This window comes from Enterovibrio baiacu, assembly GCF_004120195.1.
Lineage (GTDB): Bacteria > Pseudomonadota > Gammaproteobacteria > Enterobacterales > Vibrionaceae > Enterovibrio > Enterovibrio baiacui.
Genome location: NZ_SCHN01000015.1, coordinates 148,863 through 166,280 on the forward strand (window position 1 = coordinate 148,863; position 17,418 = coordinate 166,280).

Annotated in this window: 15 protein-coding genes; 10 read left to right on the top strand and 5 right to left on the bottom strand. The window is 47.0% G+C overall.

Annotated features, from left to right (window positions below; all coding sequences use genetic code 11):
* Nucleotides 1-6 precede the first annotated feature (6 nt).
* The 3 genes from xdhB to EQP46_RS17240 form a co-directional block, all read right to left on the bottom strand.
* Entirely contained in the window at nt 7-2,412 is a 2,406-nt protein-coding gene (gene xdhB, locus EQP46_RS17230) for a xanthine dehydrogenase molybdopterin binding subunit (RefSeq protein WP_129494814.1), read from the bottom strand.
* Entirely contained in the window at nt 2,402-3,892 is a 1,491-nt protein-coding gene (gene xdhA, locus EQP46_RS17235; RefSeq protein WP_129494815.1) for a xanthine dehydrogenase small subunit, read from the bottom strand. The genes xdhB and xdhA overlap by 11 nt, the downstream gene beginning before the upstream one ends.
* Nucleotides 3,893-4,286: 394 nt before the next feature.
* Nucleotides 4,287-5,021 (bottom strand): GntR family transcriptional regulator, encoded by a 735-nt coding sequence (locus EQP46_RS17240; protein ID WP_129494816.1) that lies wholly within the window; start codon nt 5,019-5,021, stop codon nt 4,287-4,289.
* 417 nt (nt 5,022-5,438) lie between these two features.
* Here EQP46_RS17240 and EQP46_RS17245 point away from each other — a divergent pair, with 417 nt between their 5' ends.
* The 6 genes from EQP46_RS17245 to EQP46_RS17270 are packed head-to-tail and all read left to right on the top strand — an operon-like array spanning nt 5,439 to nt 10,105.
* A complete protein-coding gene (locus EQP46_RS17245) occupies nt 5,439-6,119 on the top strand; it encodes a TIGR04282 family arsenosugar biosynthesis glycosyltransferase (protein ID WP_161972872.1) in 681 nt (226 codons plus the stop codon).
* Nucleotides 6,112-7,158: a methyltransferase domain-containing protein gene (locus tag EQP46_RS17250; protein WP_129494818.1), complete on the top strand. Its 1,047-nt coding sequence runs from the start codon at nt 6,112-6,114 to the stop codon at nt 7,156-7,158. Before EQP46_RS17245 ends, EQP46_RS17250 begins: the two co-directional genes overlap by 8 nt.
* A gap of 9 nt (nt 7,159-7,167) precedes the next feature.
* Nucleotides 7,168-8,079 (top strand): radical SAM protein, encoded by a 912-nt coding sequence (locus EQP46_RS17255; RefSeq protein ID WP_205685935.1) that lies wholly within the window; start codon nt 7,168-7,170, stop codon nt 8,077-8,079.
* A gap of 13 nt (nt 8,080-8,092) precedes the next feature.
* On the top strand, nt 8,093-8,530 hold the full coding sequence (locus EQP46_RS17260; RefSeq protein WP_129494819.1) for an arsenate reductase ArsC: 438 nt from the start codon (nt 8,093-8,095) through the stop codon (nt 8,528-8,530).
* An 11-nt stretch (nt 8,531-8,541) separates the two neighbouring features.
* Nucleotides 8,542-9,396 carry an S-methyl-5'-thioadenosine phosphorylase gene (mtnP, locus tag EQP46_RS17265; protein WP_129494820.1) on the top strand — a complete coding sequence of 285 codons (855 nt, stop codon included), beginning with the start codon at nt 8,542-8,544 and terminating at the stop codon, nt 9,394-9,396.
* Between the two features lies 1 nt (nt 9,397).
* Nucleotides 9,398-10,105, top strand: a complete 708-nt coding sequence (locus EQP46_RS17270) for a glycosyltransferase (RefSeq protein WP_161972873.1) — start codon at nt 9,398-9,400, stop codon at nt 10,103-10,105.
* Between the two features lie 78 nt (nt 10,106-10,183).
* Here the strand turns inward: EQP46_RS17270 and EQP46_RS17275 are convergent, their stop codons facing one another.
* Both EQP46_RS17275 and aceB read right to left on the bottom strand, forming a co-directional pair.
* Nucleotides 10,184-10,624 (bottom strand): GlcG/HbpS family heme-binding protein, encoded by a 441-nt coding sequence (locus EQP46_RS17275; protein ID WP_129494822.1) that lies wholly within the window; start codon nt 10,622-10,624, stop codon nt 10,184-10,186.
* A 74-nt stretch (nt 10,625-10,698) separates the two neighbouring features.
* Nucleotides 10,699-12,333: a malate synthase A gene (gene aceB, locus EQP46_RS17280; RefSeq protein ID WP_420841383.1), complete on the bottom strand. Its 1,635-nt coding sequence runs from the start codon at nt 12,331-12,333 to the stop codon at nt 10,699-10,701.
* Nucleotides 12,334-12,667: 334 nt separating this feature from the next.
* Between aceB and gcl the strand changes: the two genes are divergently transcribed.
* The 4 genes from gcl to EQP46_RS17300 all read left to right on the top strand — a co-directional run bounded on the left by gcl (nt 12,668) and on the right by EQP46_RS17300 (nt 17,080).
* Entirely contained in the window at nt 12,668-14,443 is a 1,776-nt protein-coding gene (gcl, locus tag EQP46_RS17285) for a glyoxylate carboligase (RefSeq protein ID WP_129494824.1), read from the top strand.
* A gap of 85 nt (nt 14,444-14,528) precedes the next feature.
* Nucleotides 14,529-15,320: a hydroxypyruvate isomerase gene (gene hyi, locus EQP46_RS17290; protein ID WP_129494825.1), complete on the top strand. Its 792-nt coding sequence runs from the start codon at nt 14,529-14,531 to the stop codon at nt 15,318-15,320.
* A 1-nt stretch (nt 15,321) separates the two neighbouring features.
* Nucleotides 15,322-16,206, top strand: coding sequence for a 2-hydroxy-3-oxopropionate reductase (locus tag EQP46_RS17295; RefSeq protein WP_129494826.1), 885 nt, complete (start codon nt 15,322-15,324; stop codon nt 16,204-16,206).
* A gap of 259 nt (nt 16,207-16,465) precedes the next feature.
* The gene (locus EQP46_RS17300; RefSeq protein ID WP_129494827.1) at nt 16,466-17,080 is read left to right on the top strand and encodes a TetR/AcrR family transcriptional regulator; all 615 of its coding nucleotides are present in this window, start codon (nt 16,466-16,468) and stop codon (nt 17,078-17,080) included.
* Nucleotides 17,081-17,418 lie beyond the last annotated feature (338 nt).

Consider the following 17,418-nt stretch of genomic DNA (forward strand, 5'->3'; position numbering starts at 1 on the left):
GCCTCCTTATTTTGTCGCCAAGGTGTCTTCGAAAAGCGGAAATTCCGTCGGGCGCTTTCCTTTGCGAACACGCTTAATCGCGTTATAGACCTGTTCAGGTGTCGCGGGCGCAGCGAGATAGGGAATTTCACCATTTTCAGAAACGCTATTTACTGCGTCACGAAGGGCGCTCCAGACAGAAATAGCGAGCATAAACGGCGGCTCACCCACAGCCTTGGAGTGGAACACCGTGTCTTCAGGATTGGTGCGATTTTCCACCAGAGTCACATTAAATATCTCCGGGGTGTCTGCAACGGCTGGGATCTTGTAACTGGCGGGGCCACTTGTCATGAGTTGGCCGGCATCATTCCACACTAATTCTTCGGTGGTGAGCCAACCCATACCTTGAATAAAGCCACCTTCAACCTGCCCTATATCAATGGCGGGGTTGAGGGACGCACCGACATCATGAAGGACATCAACGCGCAGCACTTTGTATTCACCGGTGAGGGTGTCAATCAGCACTTCTGAACAGGACACGCCCCACGCGAAATAGTAGAAAGGGCGTCCACGCGCTGCGTCGTGGTCGTAGTAAATCTTTGGCGTTCGGTAGAAACCCGTTGAGGCCAACGAGATTTGATTAAACCAACACAATTCAGCAAAGTCAGCGAACGTCATGGCTGCTTGGTCGCCACAAGAAACGATACCATTACTAAATTGAACTGCATCAGGGGAAACCTTGAAATGGTTACTGGCGAAATCCACCATGCGTTGTTTGATTGTCAATGCGGCATTTTGCGCGGCTTTACCGTTGAGGTCAGTACCGGAAGATGCCGCCGTGGGTGATGTGTTCGGTACTTTTTCAGTATTGGTTGCGGTGCACTGAATAGTGTCGATATCCACACTAAAGGTTTCCGCCACAATCTGTGCGACCTTGGTATTTAAACCTTGCCCCATTTCTGTCCCACCGTGATTGAGCGAAATGCTGCCATCGGTATACACAGTGACAAGTGCGCCTGCCTGATTGAGGAAAGTTGCAGTAAAAGATATACCGAACTTGACAGGGGTGAGGGCAATGCCTTTTTTCAATAGCGGATTTTCAGCGTTGAACTTAGCAATTTCTGTGCGACGTGCTTGGTACTCACAGGACGCTTCAAGTTCTTCCGTTATGTCTTGAATGAAGTTGTCTTCCACCTTTTGGAAGTAATGTGTTTCGTCCCGTTCGTTGTCGGTGTAGTAATTGATCTTGCGGACATCAAGTGGATCTTTCTTTAGATGGTAAGCAATGGTATCCATCACATGCTCAATGGTCATCATGCCTTGCGGGCCGCCAAAACCACGGTAAGCAGTGTTCGACGCCGTATTGGTTTTCACGCAATGTCCTGTGACGGTGGCATTGTTGAGAAAGTAGGCATTGTCCGAGTGAAACATCGCACGGTCGACGATAGAACGCGACAAGTCGGGTGAATGTCCTGCGTTGCCCGACACGACAATCTCAATGCCTTGGATAAGACCGTCATCATTAAAGCCGACCTTGTATTGGTTGTAGAAAGGGTGACGCTTGCCCGTCATCATCATGTCTTCACGACGTGGTAAACGGAACTTCACAGGGCAACCTGTTTGCACCGCAATGACTGCTGCGATACAAGCAGGTCCCGCAGCTTGGGTTTCCTTACCCCCAAAACCACCGCCCATTCGACGCATGTCGATCAGTACCTTGTGCATGGGAATACCCAACACGGAACCCACAAGCTTTTGCACTTCTGTTGGGTTCTGCGTGGAGCAATACACGATCACGCCGCCGTCTTCTGTGGGAACAACACTCGACACTTGGGTTTCAAGGTAGAAGTGTTCCTGGCCACCGACATGCAAAGCGCCTTCGAGTTGATGTTGTGCGTTCGCGATGGCATTTTCCGAATCACCACGCTTTTGCTGGTGGCTATCTGTCACGAACAGTTCTTGGGCCAACGCTTGTTCAATATCCAGCGCTGCGGGCAGTTCGCTATATTCGACAATGGCCGCTTGTGCGCCTTTGCGGGCGTTTTCTAAGCTGTCTGCGGCCACGGCGATAACGGGCTGGCCCACATATACGACGTTTCCATCCGCAAGCAAAGGATCGCCAGGAAGAATAGGGCCGATATCGAGCTCACCGGGGATGTCTTCAGCAGTCAGTACACTATGAACGCCTTGAACCGCATAGCAGGGCGATACATCAAGGTGTGTAATGGTGGCGTGTGCATGCGGGCTCATCAATGCATAAACATGAAGCTGGTTAGGAAATTCGCCGCGATCATCAATGTATAGCGCCTCACCAGACACTTGCTTTTCAGCACTCTCATGCTTCACCGATTTGCCTACGCCTGTTGAGAGATCTTGCTTAGCCTGCGCAGACATTTCTTCGATAGTCATTGATGGTGATGTTTTACGAGACATGATGAATAACCCTCGTTGCTATTGCGTTACTAGACTTGGCGCTTTCTGCATGACCTGCAACTCTCAGTTCTGCATACATGCGATACAGAAGGTTGGCTGCGGTTTCTAATCGATATTCTTTGCTGGCGCGAAAGTCGGTGATGGGGGCAAAGTCTTGTTCAAGGGCGACCATTGCGGCTTGAATGCTTGCCATTGAGAGTGGCTTTCCGAGTAAAGCCTGCTCGCAACTTGCGGCTCTGGCGGGTGTTGCGGCCATGCCACCGAAGGCAATCTTAACACTAGTGACAACGTCACTCTTTGTTTCTGCATCCTTTTCAAAGGTCAAATGAAAAGCGCCACACACGGCTGAGATGTCATCATCGAAGCGTTTCGATATTTTGTAGGCTTTGAACATTTGACCGTTTTGAGGTTTGGGGATTCGAACGGTTTGAATAAATTCAGAGGGTTGGAGTGCCGTGACTTTGTACCCTTTGAAGAAATCTTCGAGGGGAATTTCTCGCACCGCGTCGCCGAGTCGAAGCGCGATAGATGCACCAAGTGCAATTAACAGCGGCGGCGCATCTCCAATGGGTGAGGCATTGGCAATGTTTCCTCCGACGGTGCCTTGGTTACGAATTTGCAAAGACGCAAAGCGCTGGATCAAGGTGCCAAAATCAGGGTAATGCGGCGTGAGCGCTTCATAGACATCGGTTAAAGGGACATTTGCACCGATTTCAATGTGTGTATCTGTCTCCTTGACCACTTTGATGTCATTAACCTGACCGACGTATACGAGTTCATCAATATCACGATGAAACTGTGTTACCTCAAGTGCCAAATCCGTGCCGCCTGCTAATAGTTTGGCGTTAGGGTGTGCGAGAAGTACTGACGCTAATTCATCGCTGCTTTGAGGGGTAAATGCGGTTTTACCATCACACTGATGCTGCAGTTCAGGGGGAGCAATGCTGGAAAGGCGAGCTATTGTCTCTTGTTCGTACTCTGCAAACTGATCGCGAATAGGCTGACTCTGGCTTAGCGACAGCGCTGCATCAACGATAGGGCGATAGCCTGTGCATCGGCAAAGGTTCCCGGCGAGCGCCTCATAGGTTTCTTCTTTATCAGCGTTTGGCTTGTTCTTGGTGAGCGCAAACATCGACATAATAAAGCCGGGCGTGCAAAACCCACACTGACTGCCATGATGTTCGACCATGGCTTGTTGAACGGGATGAAGTGTCTTCTTATTACGTAGATCTTCTACGGTAATGAGTTGCTTGCCATGAAGCGCAGAGACAAACGTCAAACATGCGTTAACACTTCGGTAAGACAGCCTTCCGTCTACCACTTCGCCTAACACCACGGTGCATGCACCGCAATCGCCTGAACCGCAACCTTCTTTTGTTCCAGTTTTAGCAATGTGTTCACGAAGGTAATTTAAAACCGTCATGTTCGGTGAGATAGACGATTCTTCACGTAACGTTTGATTAAGCAGAAAACGGATCACGTTGCCTCCAGCGCGTTTTGGCTATCCATGATTCAAACTTAATGAAACCTGACTAAATGGTCAACTTTTAGTTAACAAGTTGGCAACCAAGGTTTTTGGCGTTAAAAAGCATATAAAACAGTGGTTTAATGTTTTTTTTGGTGAGATTTCTAATATTTGGCTCGAGATATTGTATACAATATGTGAGCATGATCGTTTTCAATATCTGTTGGAAAGCTCGAGGTCTCGACTGTGGAACACATAGTAAGGCGGTGTACATTTACTTCGTGATGATGAGAGAAAATCTTGGAAAAGGAATAGAAAGTATGGGGAAGTGAAGGAGGAGCAAAAATGCCACTGCGTTTTTCCTTTCACTGAAGGTGCAGGCAGTGGCTTATAAATACTGAAACAGGCGTTACGCTTTCTTCTTCACGACATTGGAGAAAACCGCATGAAGATCGTTTACTGGATTGTCGTCATCCAGCTTTAATTTGGATTTGATGTGCGCTAAGTGGGACTTCATCAGAGACACACATCGTGTCTTGTCACCTGCCTCAATAGCATCCAGTAATTCCGTGTGTTCATCGAGCGAGCAATTAGTGTGTTTGCTTGATTCGTACAACGCGATGATCAAAGAAGACTGGGATACCAAACTGCGCTGGAAACTTGCCAATGGAATGTTATTTGCCATTGCAGCAAGTTCGATATGGAATTCACCGGAAAGGCGAATGCTTCTGCCTGTGTCACCTTGAGCGATGGCTTCTTGTTCTTCGGATACCAAAAGGCGGCATTTTGCGATTTGTTCTTTTGTCGCATGATCGGCAGCGAGTTCAATGATCGCTAATTCCATCACTTCTCGGGCTTTCAGAATCTGTAACGCTTCTTGAACCGTGGGCGACGCAACGATGGAGCCGCGGTTTGGGCGCGTACTCACCACTTGTTCTACTGATAAACGCAACAATGCGCGACGAATAATGGTACGGCTTACACCAAAAATCTCACCCATGGCTTCTTCGCTGAGTTTGGTACCAGGGGGAAGGCGTTGTTCTAAAATGGCATCAAAGATATGCCCATAAACGATGTCGTCTTGCGTTTGTTTAGGCCCTAACATCTTGTCTTTTTTTGTGTTTGTTTTCATGAGTCCAGTCATACGGCCTCTTTTTCCTCTTTGTCACGCAATGACCCGAACCAAGCCATTGTTGTTCGGTCTTAAATGCAATTGCATGAATATTTTGTATGGAATCTGATAATCAGATTGTACAGCATGGATAAGCAAATTGTACTTTAGCGTTGAGGAATTAGCGTATTGACCGCGAAAATTAGAGGCGGTTCAGTTTGAGTTGTTGGAATTGCAAGTGTGGAGGGCGTGACTAGGCTGACTATGCCAAAAGGTGTGTATCCGTAACAACAAAGCCTCTTAAGTGAACTGTTACTTCTAAAAGCAGAGAGTTAAATGCTTTTGGTTCTTATTTATTTACTGATTCAGAAAAAATGAAAGATAAATCTTTTTGTCCGTGTCCTGTGATTATGAAGAAAGCAAATCTACTCACAAGTAAAGGGAACGGAATTGACGAAAAATATCGCCACTTTAGTTTTGGTCTGCAAGCGCCCAGCCTTACACCAAGGAAAGCAGCGTTTGGCGGAGACAATTGGTGCAGAGAAAGCGTTTTCAATTGCTCAGCATTTACTTCAATGTGCTTTGGAGGATCTTTCTGACTGGGCAGGAGCAGTTGTTATTTCACCCTCGCATAGTTCAGATGTTCAATGGTCATCGACACTACTTGAGAGGGATTTCGAGGTTGTTCCCCAATCCGACGGGAACCTCGGTAAAAGGTTAAACCTTCTCGATCGCGAACTCCGAGCAAAAGGTCATAACGCCCTTATCTACATTGGCAGCGATGCCCCTATTCTTTCAAATATACACTTCCATGAAATTTTGACTTCGTTGGAAAGCAACGATGTTGTGTTTTGTCCATCTTCTGATGGCGGTGTAACGATCATGGCTTGTAATCGCACTTGGCCAGATATGACGGCTCTACCTTGGAGCACTGATAAGTTAGGAACATCGCTTACTGATTTGTGCCTAGAGAATCAGCTTTCAGTTAATCATACCTCTCCAGCTTACGATATCGATATTCAAGAGCACCTTTATCGATTAGTAAGAGACCTTAAAGAGGATGAACGTCCGGCTAGAAAGGCGCTCGTATCAGAAATCCATCAACTAATGAAGACTTCATACTATGCATAATCAAGTACAGGAATATTACGGAAAGATATTACAAGGCTCGGGCGATCTGCAAACCAACGCATGTTGTACCGATGACGCTATGCCAGAGTTTTTAAAGCCGGTGCTTAGCAATATTCATGATGAAGTGATGATGCGTTACTACGGCTGTGGTCTCGTGTGTCCAGAACAGTTAAAAGGTGCAAGGATTCTTGACTTGGGCAGTGGCTCAGGTAGGGATGTTTACGCGCTCGCACAACTAGTGGGTGAAGACGGTGAAGTTGTCGGCGTCGATATGACTGATGAACAATTAGAGGTTGCGAATCGCCACCTTAATTATCACAAAGAGAAGTTCGGGTTCAGTTCATCAAACGTACAATTCAAGAAGGGGTATATCGAAAAACTTGATGAACTTGGTTTAAAACCTGGAAGCTTCGATATCATTGTTTCGAACTGTGTCATTAACCTTTCTCCTGACAAGGATGCCGTTTTAAGGCAGGCATTTCATTTACTCAAGCCTGGCGGTGAAATCTATTTTTCTGATGTTTATGCAGATCGCCGAGTGCCTCAGGCATTAGTAGACGACCCATTGCTATATGGTGAATGTTTAAGTGGTGCGCTCTACTGGAATGATTTTGTTAACCTCGCAAAAAAGGCAGGCTTTGCTGATCCTAGGCTTGTTGAGGACCGACCGATCTCAATTGATAACCAGAAAATCATCAGCAAAGTGGGTCATATCAATTTCTTTTCTGCAACTTATCGCTTATTCAAACTGCCTGAGTTAGAGAGCCACTGTGAAGATTATGGCCAAGCGGTTATTTACAAAGGCACGATTAAATATCACCCAAATACCTTCGTACTAGATAAACACCACAACATTGAAGCTGGGAAGGTTTTCCCTGTTTGCGGTAATACATGGCGGATGCTTAACGACACGAGATTTAAAGAACATTTTGAGTTTATCGGTAATTTTGATGTCCACTACGGGATATTTGATGGGTGCGGAACCATTTTGCCATTTGATGACGTTACGGATGAACAAGGTAATGCAGGTTGTTGCTAAGGTGGAAAAATGATGAAAGCCAATAAATCTGACGCGTGGTGGACTACCCCAACTGATGAGCCACGTGGATATATTCAGCCTGGTGATTTGAAAGAGCTTTGGTTTCACACTGGTACACGGTGCAATTTGGAATGTGAATTCTGTCTAGAGGGTTCTAGCCCTTCGGACAAAAGACTGGGAAATCCGACGCTTGAAGAGGTTCGGCCTATTATTGACGAAGCTTTGGAGATGGGGGTTGAGAAATTTTCCTTTACTGGTGGTGAACCGTTTTTAGTGAAAGAGATTATTGAGATTCTTGATTACGCCTCCCTGCATAGACCAGTTCTCGTGTTGACAAATGGAACTGAGCCGTTGATGAAACGTTTGGAAAAACTGACTGAACTGTCGACAAATCCTTTCCCTATTTCACTTCGCATTAGCTTAGATCACCTTGATGCGGATAGTCATGATGCGCACCGTGGTAAAGGCAACTTTGCAAAGGCAGTTGCCGGTATGCGAGCACTCCACTCTCGTGGCTTTGCTGTTTCTGTTGCACGGCATATGGAGGAAGGAGAAAGCACGGAGCGCATCGAGCATGGCTTTAAGCAGTTATTTGTACTGAATGGTTTACCTGAAGAGCTCCCTATGGTTGCCTTCCCTGACTTTCTCGCTCCGGGATCTTTACCTAATGTTCCGCACATCAGTGAGCATTGTATGACTCACTACCAGAGTGAGGAAAGTCGTCAGGACTTTATGTGCCATTACTCAAAAATGGTGGTAAAGCGAGAAGGGCAAATGAAAGTGTATGCCTGTACCTTGGTGGACGATGACCTTGAGTATGAATTAGGGAATTCGCTCTCAGAGAGTCAGACGCAAAGAATCAGCATGAAACACCATCGCTGCTATAGCTGTTTTGCATTTGGCTCTTCTTGTAGCGGTTAAAAAGGAAGGAACAATGGAAAAGAAAACAAAAGTGCTTTTTTTGTGTACGGGTAACTCCTGTCGAAGCCAGATGGCAGAAGGTTGGGCTAACTCGCTTGGTTTACAGGATGTTGAATTTTATTCCGCTGGGATCGAAGCCCATGGCCTTAACCCAAACGCCATTATGGTGATGCAAGAGTCGGGTGTTGATATCAGTGGTCATCGCTCTGAGCTCTTGAGTGAATTTGTTGATATTGAATTCGACTTTGTTTACGCAGTCTGCGATCACGCAAATAAAAGTTGCCCGTCGTTTGATGGCCATACACAAGTTATTTGTTATCAGTTTGACGATCCACCAAAGATGGCTGCAGCTACTGAAGATCAAGCTATCGCACTAGATTGTTATCGTCAGGTTAGGGATCAAATCAAAGACTGGATTGAAGAATTGCCACAACAACTGGCTGTAAATTGAAGGATATAAATATGCTCGCGATCATTGGCGGAACAGGGATCTATCAGTTTGAAGGCCTTGATGTAGTAACAACACATACGATTGAAACACCTTATGGACAGCCATCTGGTGAGATCATTGAAGGTAAATTTGACGGCCTTAAGGTCTTTTTCTTGCCTAGGCATGGAAGTGCGCACCAATTTTTACCTCACGAGGTAAATTACCGTGCAAACATTTGGGCGTTAAAGAGTCTTGGTGTCACGCAGGTGATTGGTTTGTCAGCGACGGGATCTCTGCAACAAGAAATAGCGCCAGGCGATTTGTCTCTTCCTTCACAGTATTTCGATTTCATAAAGGGCAATAGAGAAAAAACTTTCTTTGGTGAAGGCATTGCGGCGCATGTATCTACAGCTGAGCCAACATGCCCTCAATTAGCGATGCATCTAGGAAATGCGGCGAAAGAACTTGATATTGTTCTACATCGAGATAAAACCTATGCGTGTGTCGATGGGCCGCGTTTGGGAACGAGAGCAGAAAGCCTGTTTCTTAAGAATGCTGTGAATGCCGATTTGGTTGGTATGACAAATGTCCCTGAAGTGTTTTTGGCGAGAGAAGCGCAAATCTGTTACTGCACTGTCGCAATAGCCACAGATTACGATTGTTGGCAAGAGGATCCGGCTCATCACGTTACTGTAGAGCAGGTTATTTCACGTTATGGCGAGAGTTTGGAAAAAGCCAAGTCATTGATTAAAATGTATTTGAAAAATCATCACCAGCCTGCGGATGAGAGCAGTCCGCAACGACAAAGCCTATCATCCGCAATTCTTACGCCCTCTCAGTTTATACCTGAAGCAAAGAAAGCATTGCTAGATGTACTTAAGAGGTAAGATGAATTCATCTTTTTTGAGTATCGTGATCCCATTGGCAAAAGGTGAGACTCAGTGGGTTCGCTTGTGTGAAGACTTTAATGTGTTACCTCGAAACACTGAAATTATTCTTGCCGTCGTTGAAGGCGAAGATATCACTGAGCCAGTCCGTCAGTTTGAAGTCGATTTTCCGCATCTCAAATGGGTTGTTCTAAGCAGCGCACAAGGACGCGGCGTTCAGATGAATAAAGGGGCGAGACTGGCGCAGGGTGAGTATATCTGGTTTCTTCATGCTGACAGTCGAATAACACGTCACAATGTTTATGCACTGCTCAGTTGCTTGAACAGTAAAAGAACACTGGCTACGTTGTTCTATTTTGACCTCTACTTTCATGATAAAAGAAGTAAGCTACTTTATATCAATGAGATAGGGGCTAAATTTCGTTCCGATGTGTTAGGGATTCCCTTTGGCGACCAAGGTTTCTTTCTTTCAAAAGAAAACTTTCATGACTTGGGTGGCTATGTTGAGGATGCACCATACGGTGAGGACCATTTGCTCATTTGGCAAGCTAAACGAAAAGCAATGAGTGTCCGCCGCTGCCCAAGTAAACTTGCTACAAGCGCCCGCAAGTATGAACGATTCGGCTGGCAATCTTTAACCCTAAAGTATCAGTACCTTTGGCCCAAGCAGGCGTTTCCTGAGTTAATTAAATTAATTCAGGGGAAATAATCTTCTTTTGGCCAAAGGTTATACTTTGAAACTATTTTGCTCTTTCAATACTGATCTCTAGTCACCTTAAATTCATACCTACGCAAACACCGAACTGTCAGTCTGCATTTGTGCTGCAAGTATCCCTGAAATGGCAACGGCTTCATCCATGTCCGATGTGTCGCCAGACACGCCAACCGCGCCAACAAGTTCTTTGCTTTCATCTCTGATTAAGATCCCGCCTGGTACGGGCACCAAATTCCCTTGCGCAAGTGTCGAAACGGAAGAAATAAAGCAAGGTCTTTGCTGGGCATCATCAGCAATTTTTCGCGATGAGCACCCTAGCGCGAGTGCCCCCCATGCTTTTGCAATGGCGATATCCGGCCTCATCATGCTTGAGCCATCTTGCCGTTGAAGCGCAATTAAGGCGCCACCTTTATCAAGCACCGCAACCGTGAGAGGTTGGGTGTTTAATTTAGATGCTGCATGAAAGACTTCGTCGGCAATCTCCAGCGCTTTTGGCAATGTTAGGTTTTCCATTTGCTTTCTCCTCATTCCCTTGCGGGATCTTAGTGATGGCCACAATGCGAGCAGTGAATGGCCATCAATTTCAGTTATTCGAGCATCTCGTAGCAAGGAAGCGTGAGGAAATCTGCAAAGTCAGCATCCGTCGACAGTTGATAGAAAACGGCTGATGCTTCATCAAACTTTCGTGTTTGATCTTGTTCGCCGTTTGGATGCATCACCTCTGCTTTCATCGCGATGGTTTCTTCCTCTAGCCATTGCTTGAAAAGGCTATCCGTAAACAGCCTTCCATCATCGAGTTGCACTTGATGCTTTAGCCATTGCCAGATATTTGCGCGGGAAATCTCTGCCGTCGCCGCATCCTCCATGAGGCCAAAGATAGGTACACATCCGACACCTCGAAGCCACGCTTCCATATACAGCACAGCGATACGAATATTCTTTCGAACGCCCGCTTCATCTTTTGGCCCCTCACAGGGAGAGAGTAAGCTGTCTGCGTTAAAATCCCCTTCGGGAATGACATGGCGTTGATTGGGGCGGTTATTCAACGCCTGATCGAAAATCTCGCGCGCAAGTATCACCAAATGCGGGTGCGCTACCCAGGTTCCATCGTGTCCGTTTGCCGATTCGCGTCGCTTATCCTCAATCACTTTTTGCGTGACGAAGGCCATCTGGTCAGGATCTTTGGAGGGGATAAACGCTGACATGCCGCCAATGGCCAATGCGCCGCGTCGGTGACAGGTTTGAATCAATCGCTTACTGTAAGCATCAAGAAAGGGCGTATCCATACCCACAGAATGACGGTCGGGAAGTACTCTGTCTTCGTGATGCTTTAGCGTTTTGATGTAGCTAAAAATGTAATCCCACCGACCGCAATTCATGCCCACAATATGGTCTTTCATGGCATATAAGATTTCTTCCATCTGGAAGACCGCAGGTAAAGTTTCAATAAGTACTGTCGCGCGAATGGTTCCGGTAGGCACATTGAAGTGCTTTTCCATAAAGGTAAACACATCGTTCCACCACGCAGCCTCTTCCATGGATTCAAGCTTTGGAATATAGAAATACACCCCTTGACCGTTCTTTGCGCGAGCGGCGTAGTTATGGAAAAAGTAAAGACCCGCATCCATCAAACATCCGGGTATAGGCTTACCGTTGAATTGAATATGGGTTTCCTTCAAATGCAAGCCGCGAGGGCGCATGATCAAGGTTGCGGGGTTATCACCTAACGAATAAGATTTTCCGCTTTTTGGGTCAACGTGTGCGATGGAGCCATTGTTCGCCTCTCTCATATTGATTTGGCCATTCACCATGTTTTCCCATGTGGGAGACGTGGCATCTTCAAAACAACACATGAAGACATTGGCACCGGAATTCAACGCATTAATGACCATTTTTCGGTCAATTGGTCCGGTAATTTCAACCCTGCGATCCAGCAAATCATCCGGAATCTCAGCGACTTGCCAACCGCTGTCTTCTCTTATTGCCTTTGTGTCTTGGCGGAAGTCAGGGAGCTGACCATGATCATAGGCCGCTTGCGTTTCGTTGCGTTTTTCGAGGAGGGCCTCAAGGCGAAGCCCAAATGTCTCGACCAGCAATTCCACAAACGATAACGCTTCTCTACTGAGAATCGACGCAGCCTCTTCACTGAAAACTGAACCTTTAACGGCAATGAGTTGATCACTGTGTGATTTGAAATGTGTAAGCGGTGGTGTAGAGGGCATATCGCTCTCTGATGTTGTTTCATGATCCATATGTAAGCCTCGTCTTGTTTTTATATTTGTATACATTAAATAAGGTTTAATGATCCGTTTATATCGGATAAAACGACAACAATCAAAACAATTTATTAACATGAATTCTGTAAATTACGGTTTGTTGTTGCACGTTAATAGCAGTATTTCTCTCACTTATCCCAATGAATCCGCTACTTAGCAAGAAAAGGCAAAATCAGCGATGAGCGAGAAGTTAAGTTACCGTTAAAAAATGCTTGATGATCATCGGTTATCGATCTAAGAATACAATATAAAGTTAAATTGTATACAATCGGAGTGTGAGATGGCGAAGATGAGAGCAATTGATGCAGCTATTGCGGTATTGAAAAAGGAAGGGGTAACGAAAGCGTTTGGTGTTCCTGGTGCGGCAATTAATCCGTTTTACTCGGCGCTAAAGCTGGGTGGGGGTATTGAGCATATCCTCGCGCGTCATGTCGAGGGGGCTTCTCACATGGCTGAGGGATATACCCGCGCAAACCCAGGCAATATTGGTGTGTGTATCGGCACCTCTGGGCCTGCCGGTACTGACATGATCACTGGGCTCTATTCGGCGCAAGCAGACTCTATTCCCATTCTGTGTATTACAGGGCAAGCGCCACGTGCGCGCTTACACAAAGAAGACTTTCAAGCCGTGGACATTGAATCCATTGCGCAACCCGTGACGAAGTGGTGCTCTACCGTCCTTGAACCCGCACAGGTGCCTCGTGCAATTCAACACGCCTTTCACGTTATGCGTTCAGGCAGACCAGGACCAGTTTTGATTGATTTGCCCATTGATGTGCAATTGGCAGAAATTGAGTTTGATATTGACAGCTACGAGCCCCTACCTGCTTACAAACCCTCGGCAACGCGTGGACAAATTGAAAAAGCGCTAGAGATGCTCAATGCATCGGATAAACCGCTATTGGTCTCTGGCGGCGGGGTGATTAACGCTAATGCATCCAATCTGCTGAAAGAGTTTGCAGAAATTACGGGCGTGCCAGTGATTCCAACCTTAATGGGGTGGGGAACCATTCCCGATGATCATGAATTGATGGTGGGCATGGTGGGGCTGCAAACTGCCCATCGCTATGGGAATGCAACGCTACTTGAATCTGACTTGGTGTTTGGGATCGGCAATCGTTGGGCGAACCGACACACAGGGTCGGTTGATGTGTATACCCAAGGTCGACAATTTGTTCATATCGACATTGAACCAATGCAAATTGGCCGCGTGTTTTGCCCCGACTTAGGCATTGTGTCTGACGCTGGTAGTGCGCTCGAACTTTTGGTCGAAGTGGCCAAAGAATGGCGCGGGGCAGGCAAGCTTAAAGATCGCAGCGCATGGGCAACGGCGTGCCAGCAACGTAAAGCGACCATGTTGCGAAAAACCCACTATACAGAGCAGCCAGTCAAACCCATGCGCGTATATGAAGAAATGAATCGCGTGTTTGACCGAGATACCTGTTATGTCAGCACCATTGGTTTGTCACAAATCGCCGCAGCGCAATTCCTTCATGTCTATAAACCTCGCCATTGGATTAACTGTGGTCAAGCCGGGCCATTAGGTTGGACGGTTCCTGCAGCCCTTGGTGTGAGAGCGGCTGATCCTGAACGCGATATTGTCGCCATATCCGGTGATTATGATTTCCAATTCATGATTGAAGAACTGGCTGTCGGTGCGCAGTTTAAACTCCCGTATATCCATGTGTTGGTCAACAACTCTTACCTTGGTCTTATCCGACAAGCTCAGCGTCAATTTGACATTGATTACTGTGTACAACTGGCATTTGAAAACCAAAACGTCGACGAACATGCAGATTACGGTGTCGATCATGTCACTGTCGTGGAGGGGTTAGGCTGTAAAGCACTTCGAGTAACAAACCCGGAAGACATTGCTTCTGCACTAGAAGAAGCAAAACGGCTGATGAAGACAAACCGTGTGCCCGTGGTGGTTGAGATCATGCTTGAAAAGGTCACCAACATCTCCATGGGAACGGAGATCGATGCGATTAATGAATTTGAATCCCTAGCTGAATCGCTGGCGGATGCACCGACCGCACTTGCCGCCAGTAAATAGAACGCATCTTTTCATTTCAGGATTAATCCGGATTGTGTCACACCACGCTGTGGTGTTATCGCAACCAAAGAATAAGGACATCGCTATGCCAAAATTGACCGCAAATCTTTCGATGTTATTCACAGAGTTACCTTTCATGGCGCGTTTTAGTGCCGCCGCTCGAGCTGGCTTCCGTGGTGTCGAGTACCTCTTCCCTTATGAAGAAAATGCCTTAGACATCGCATCAGAGCTCGAGAAACATCAGCTACAACAAGTCTTGTTTAATCTCCCTGCGGGGGATTGGGGAAAAGGAGACCGAGGTATTGCCGTTGACCCAGACCGTGTTGAGGAGTTTCGACAAGGTATCCCTGTCGCCATTGCCTTCGCCAAAGTACTGGGGTGCCATCAATTGAACTGTCTTGCGGGCATCGTTCCCTCTGGCGTCACGCACGAAGAGGCGGAAGCGACGTTTGTTGCAAACCTTCAGTTCGCCGCTGATGCATTGGAAGCTGAGGGTATCACTTTGTTGATTGAAGCCATTAACACGCGTGACATACCGGGCTTTTTCCTCACAACGACCACGCAAGCGCAACATATTCGCAAAGCAGTTGGGAGTAAAAACCTCTTCATTCAATACGACATCTACCACATGCAAATCATGGAAGGCGATATCGCGAGAACCATGCAGGAAAACGTAAAGGAGATTCGCCATATCCAACTTGCGGATAACCCAGGGCGTCACGAACCAGGAACGGGGGAGATCAATTACCACTACCTGTTTAGATGCATCGATGAAATGGACTACGACGGCTGGGTAGGGTGTGAATATAAACCGGCAAGGTCGACACAAGTGGGCCTGACATGGCTTAACAACTACGACGTGAATAAGGAGCAGTAAGATGAGCACAATTGCATTTATTGGTACAGGCATCATGGGTAAACCGATGGCAGAAAACCTGCAAAAGTCGGGCTATCAGCTGCATCTCTCTGAAGTACGCTCTCCTGCGCCAACATCCCTTATTGACGGCGGCGCAAAACGTTTTCCAAGTAATAGGCTCGCCGTTGAGCATGCGGATTTCGTCATTATCATGGTGCCAGACACGCCTCAAGTTAAAGACGTGCTGTTCGGGGATGATGGCATCGATGCAATGTTGACCGCCGGCAAAACCGTGATTGATATGAGCTCGATTTCGCCCATCGAAACGCGACGATTTGCTGAACGTGTTAAAGCTCTGGGTGCTGACTACCTTGATGCGCCTGTTTCTGGCGGTGAGGTCGGCGCAATCAATGCCGCGCTGACCATCATGGTGGGCGGTGATAAGGCCACATTTGAAAACGCATTGCCCTTGTTTGGCGCGATGGGGAAAAACATTAATCTCGTGGGCGACTGTGGTGCGGGGCAAGTGTGTAAAGTTGCCAATCAAATCATCGTGGCGCTGAACATTGAAGCAGTATCGGAAGCCTTGGTCTTTGCCTCCAAAGCAGGCGCCGATCCGGCGCGCATTCGCGAAGCCTTATTAGGAGGATTCGCCAACTCTAAGGTGTTGGAAGTGCACGGTGAACGTATGGTCCAAGGCACATTCGATCCAGGTTTCAGAATCGCACTTCATCAAAAAGATTTGAACCTTGCGCTGACCGGTGCTGCTTCCCTAGGTGTGGCATTACCTAATACGCAAAAAGCCCAAGAGCTTTTTGAGATATGTGCAGAACAAGATGGCGCGGGTTGGGATCACTCCGCCATGGTAAAAGCCATAGAAACCTTATCTAACCACAGTATTCGCTAAATACCCTTCTGAAACATGATCTTTACCGAGACCCATGTAAGCTTTGCCCGGTACTGATAGGTCCGGGCCTTTTTCTGGCCGAGATGCAACACATGCCAAATCATGCTTCTTGGATGAGGCAAACGCATACAATTCGTTATCACCTAATGAAAATAACGATGAATGCCGCGAATCTGTTGAGGTATTAACGCCTTAGGCTGGATGAATCTTGCGTGATTCATTACAGTTGAAGCATGGCTTACTCACCCATGCAGGGATAATGTCTCGGATCAGAGCGAAGAATCAGGAAAAAATTATCGAAGTCGCGAGCCTCTTATTTGCAGAAAAGGGGTATGCCGCCACCACGACTGCAGAGATCGCGCTGCGAGCTGAGATTCCAAAGCCCAACCTCTATTACTATTTCAGTAGCAAAGACAAGCTTTATCGCGCCGTGTTAGAAAGCGTGACACAGCCTTTGCTTCAAGCTTCTTTGCCCATCGAGCAACTGGAAGACCCACAAGAAGCACTCACCCAATACATTCGCACCAAGTTGCGAATATCGCGCGACCATGCCGCGGCATCAAAAACCTTTGCTGCAGAAGTCATGGCAGGAGCGCCACATCTACCAAGCGATATCGCTGAAGCCTTGATGGATCAATCCAAAATGATGCTGTCCAAGTTCGACCATTGGATAGAGCAAGGCTGGATGGATCCTGTGCCTGCAAAACATCTGATGTTTATGCTGTGGTCATCCACTCAAACCTATGCTGATTTCAACTGGCAAATCTGCCAAGTCAGCGGAAAATACGCACTCGAAGACGATGACTTTAAAGATGCCGAAACCTTTTTAGTGGGATTGGTGTTAAAAGGGTGTGGTGTTAAAACGTTGTTTTAGAATCGAAACAACCCTTAATCTACAGTTCTTTCATCCTTATTCTTTATGTCATTCTCTCTTCAAAAGGCCCGTTAGTGTGATTTGATTCACACTAACGGGCCTTTTTTCATTTTCCCGCTCAGTTTTTTCCGCGTTTCTCTCCATATACCCCCGTCACCCCATTCAATGTAAAAGGAAGCACAACATGGCAGTCATCATCGGCGGCGCAGGACTTGGTCAATTTGATGTTCACGGACAAGGCAGCGTGGGGTCAGCCAGTGGGCTGTCCGTCAATGCCTTTACGGGCAATGTCGTGGCGGGCGGGGCAGACCAACGCCTCATCAGTCAAGGGTTGGACC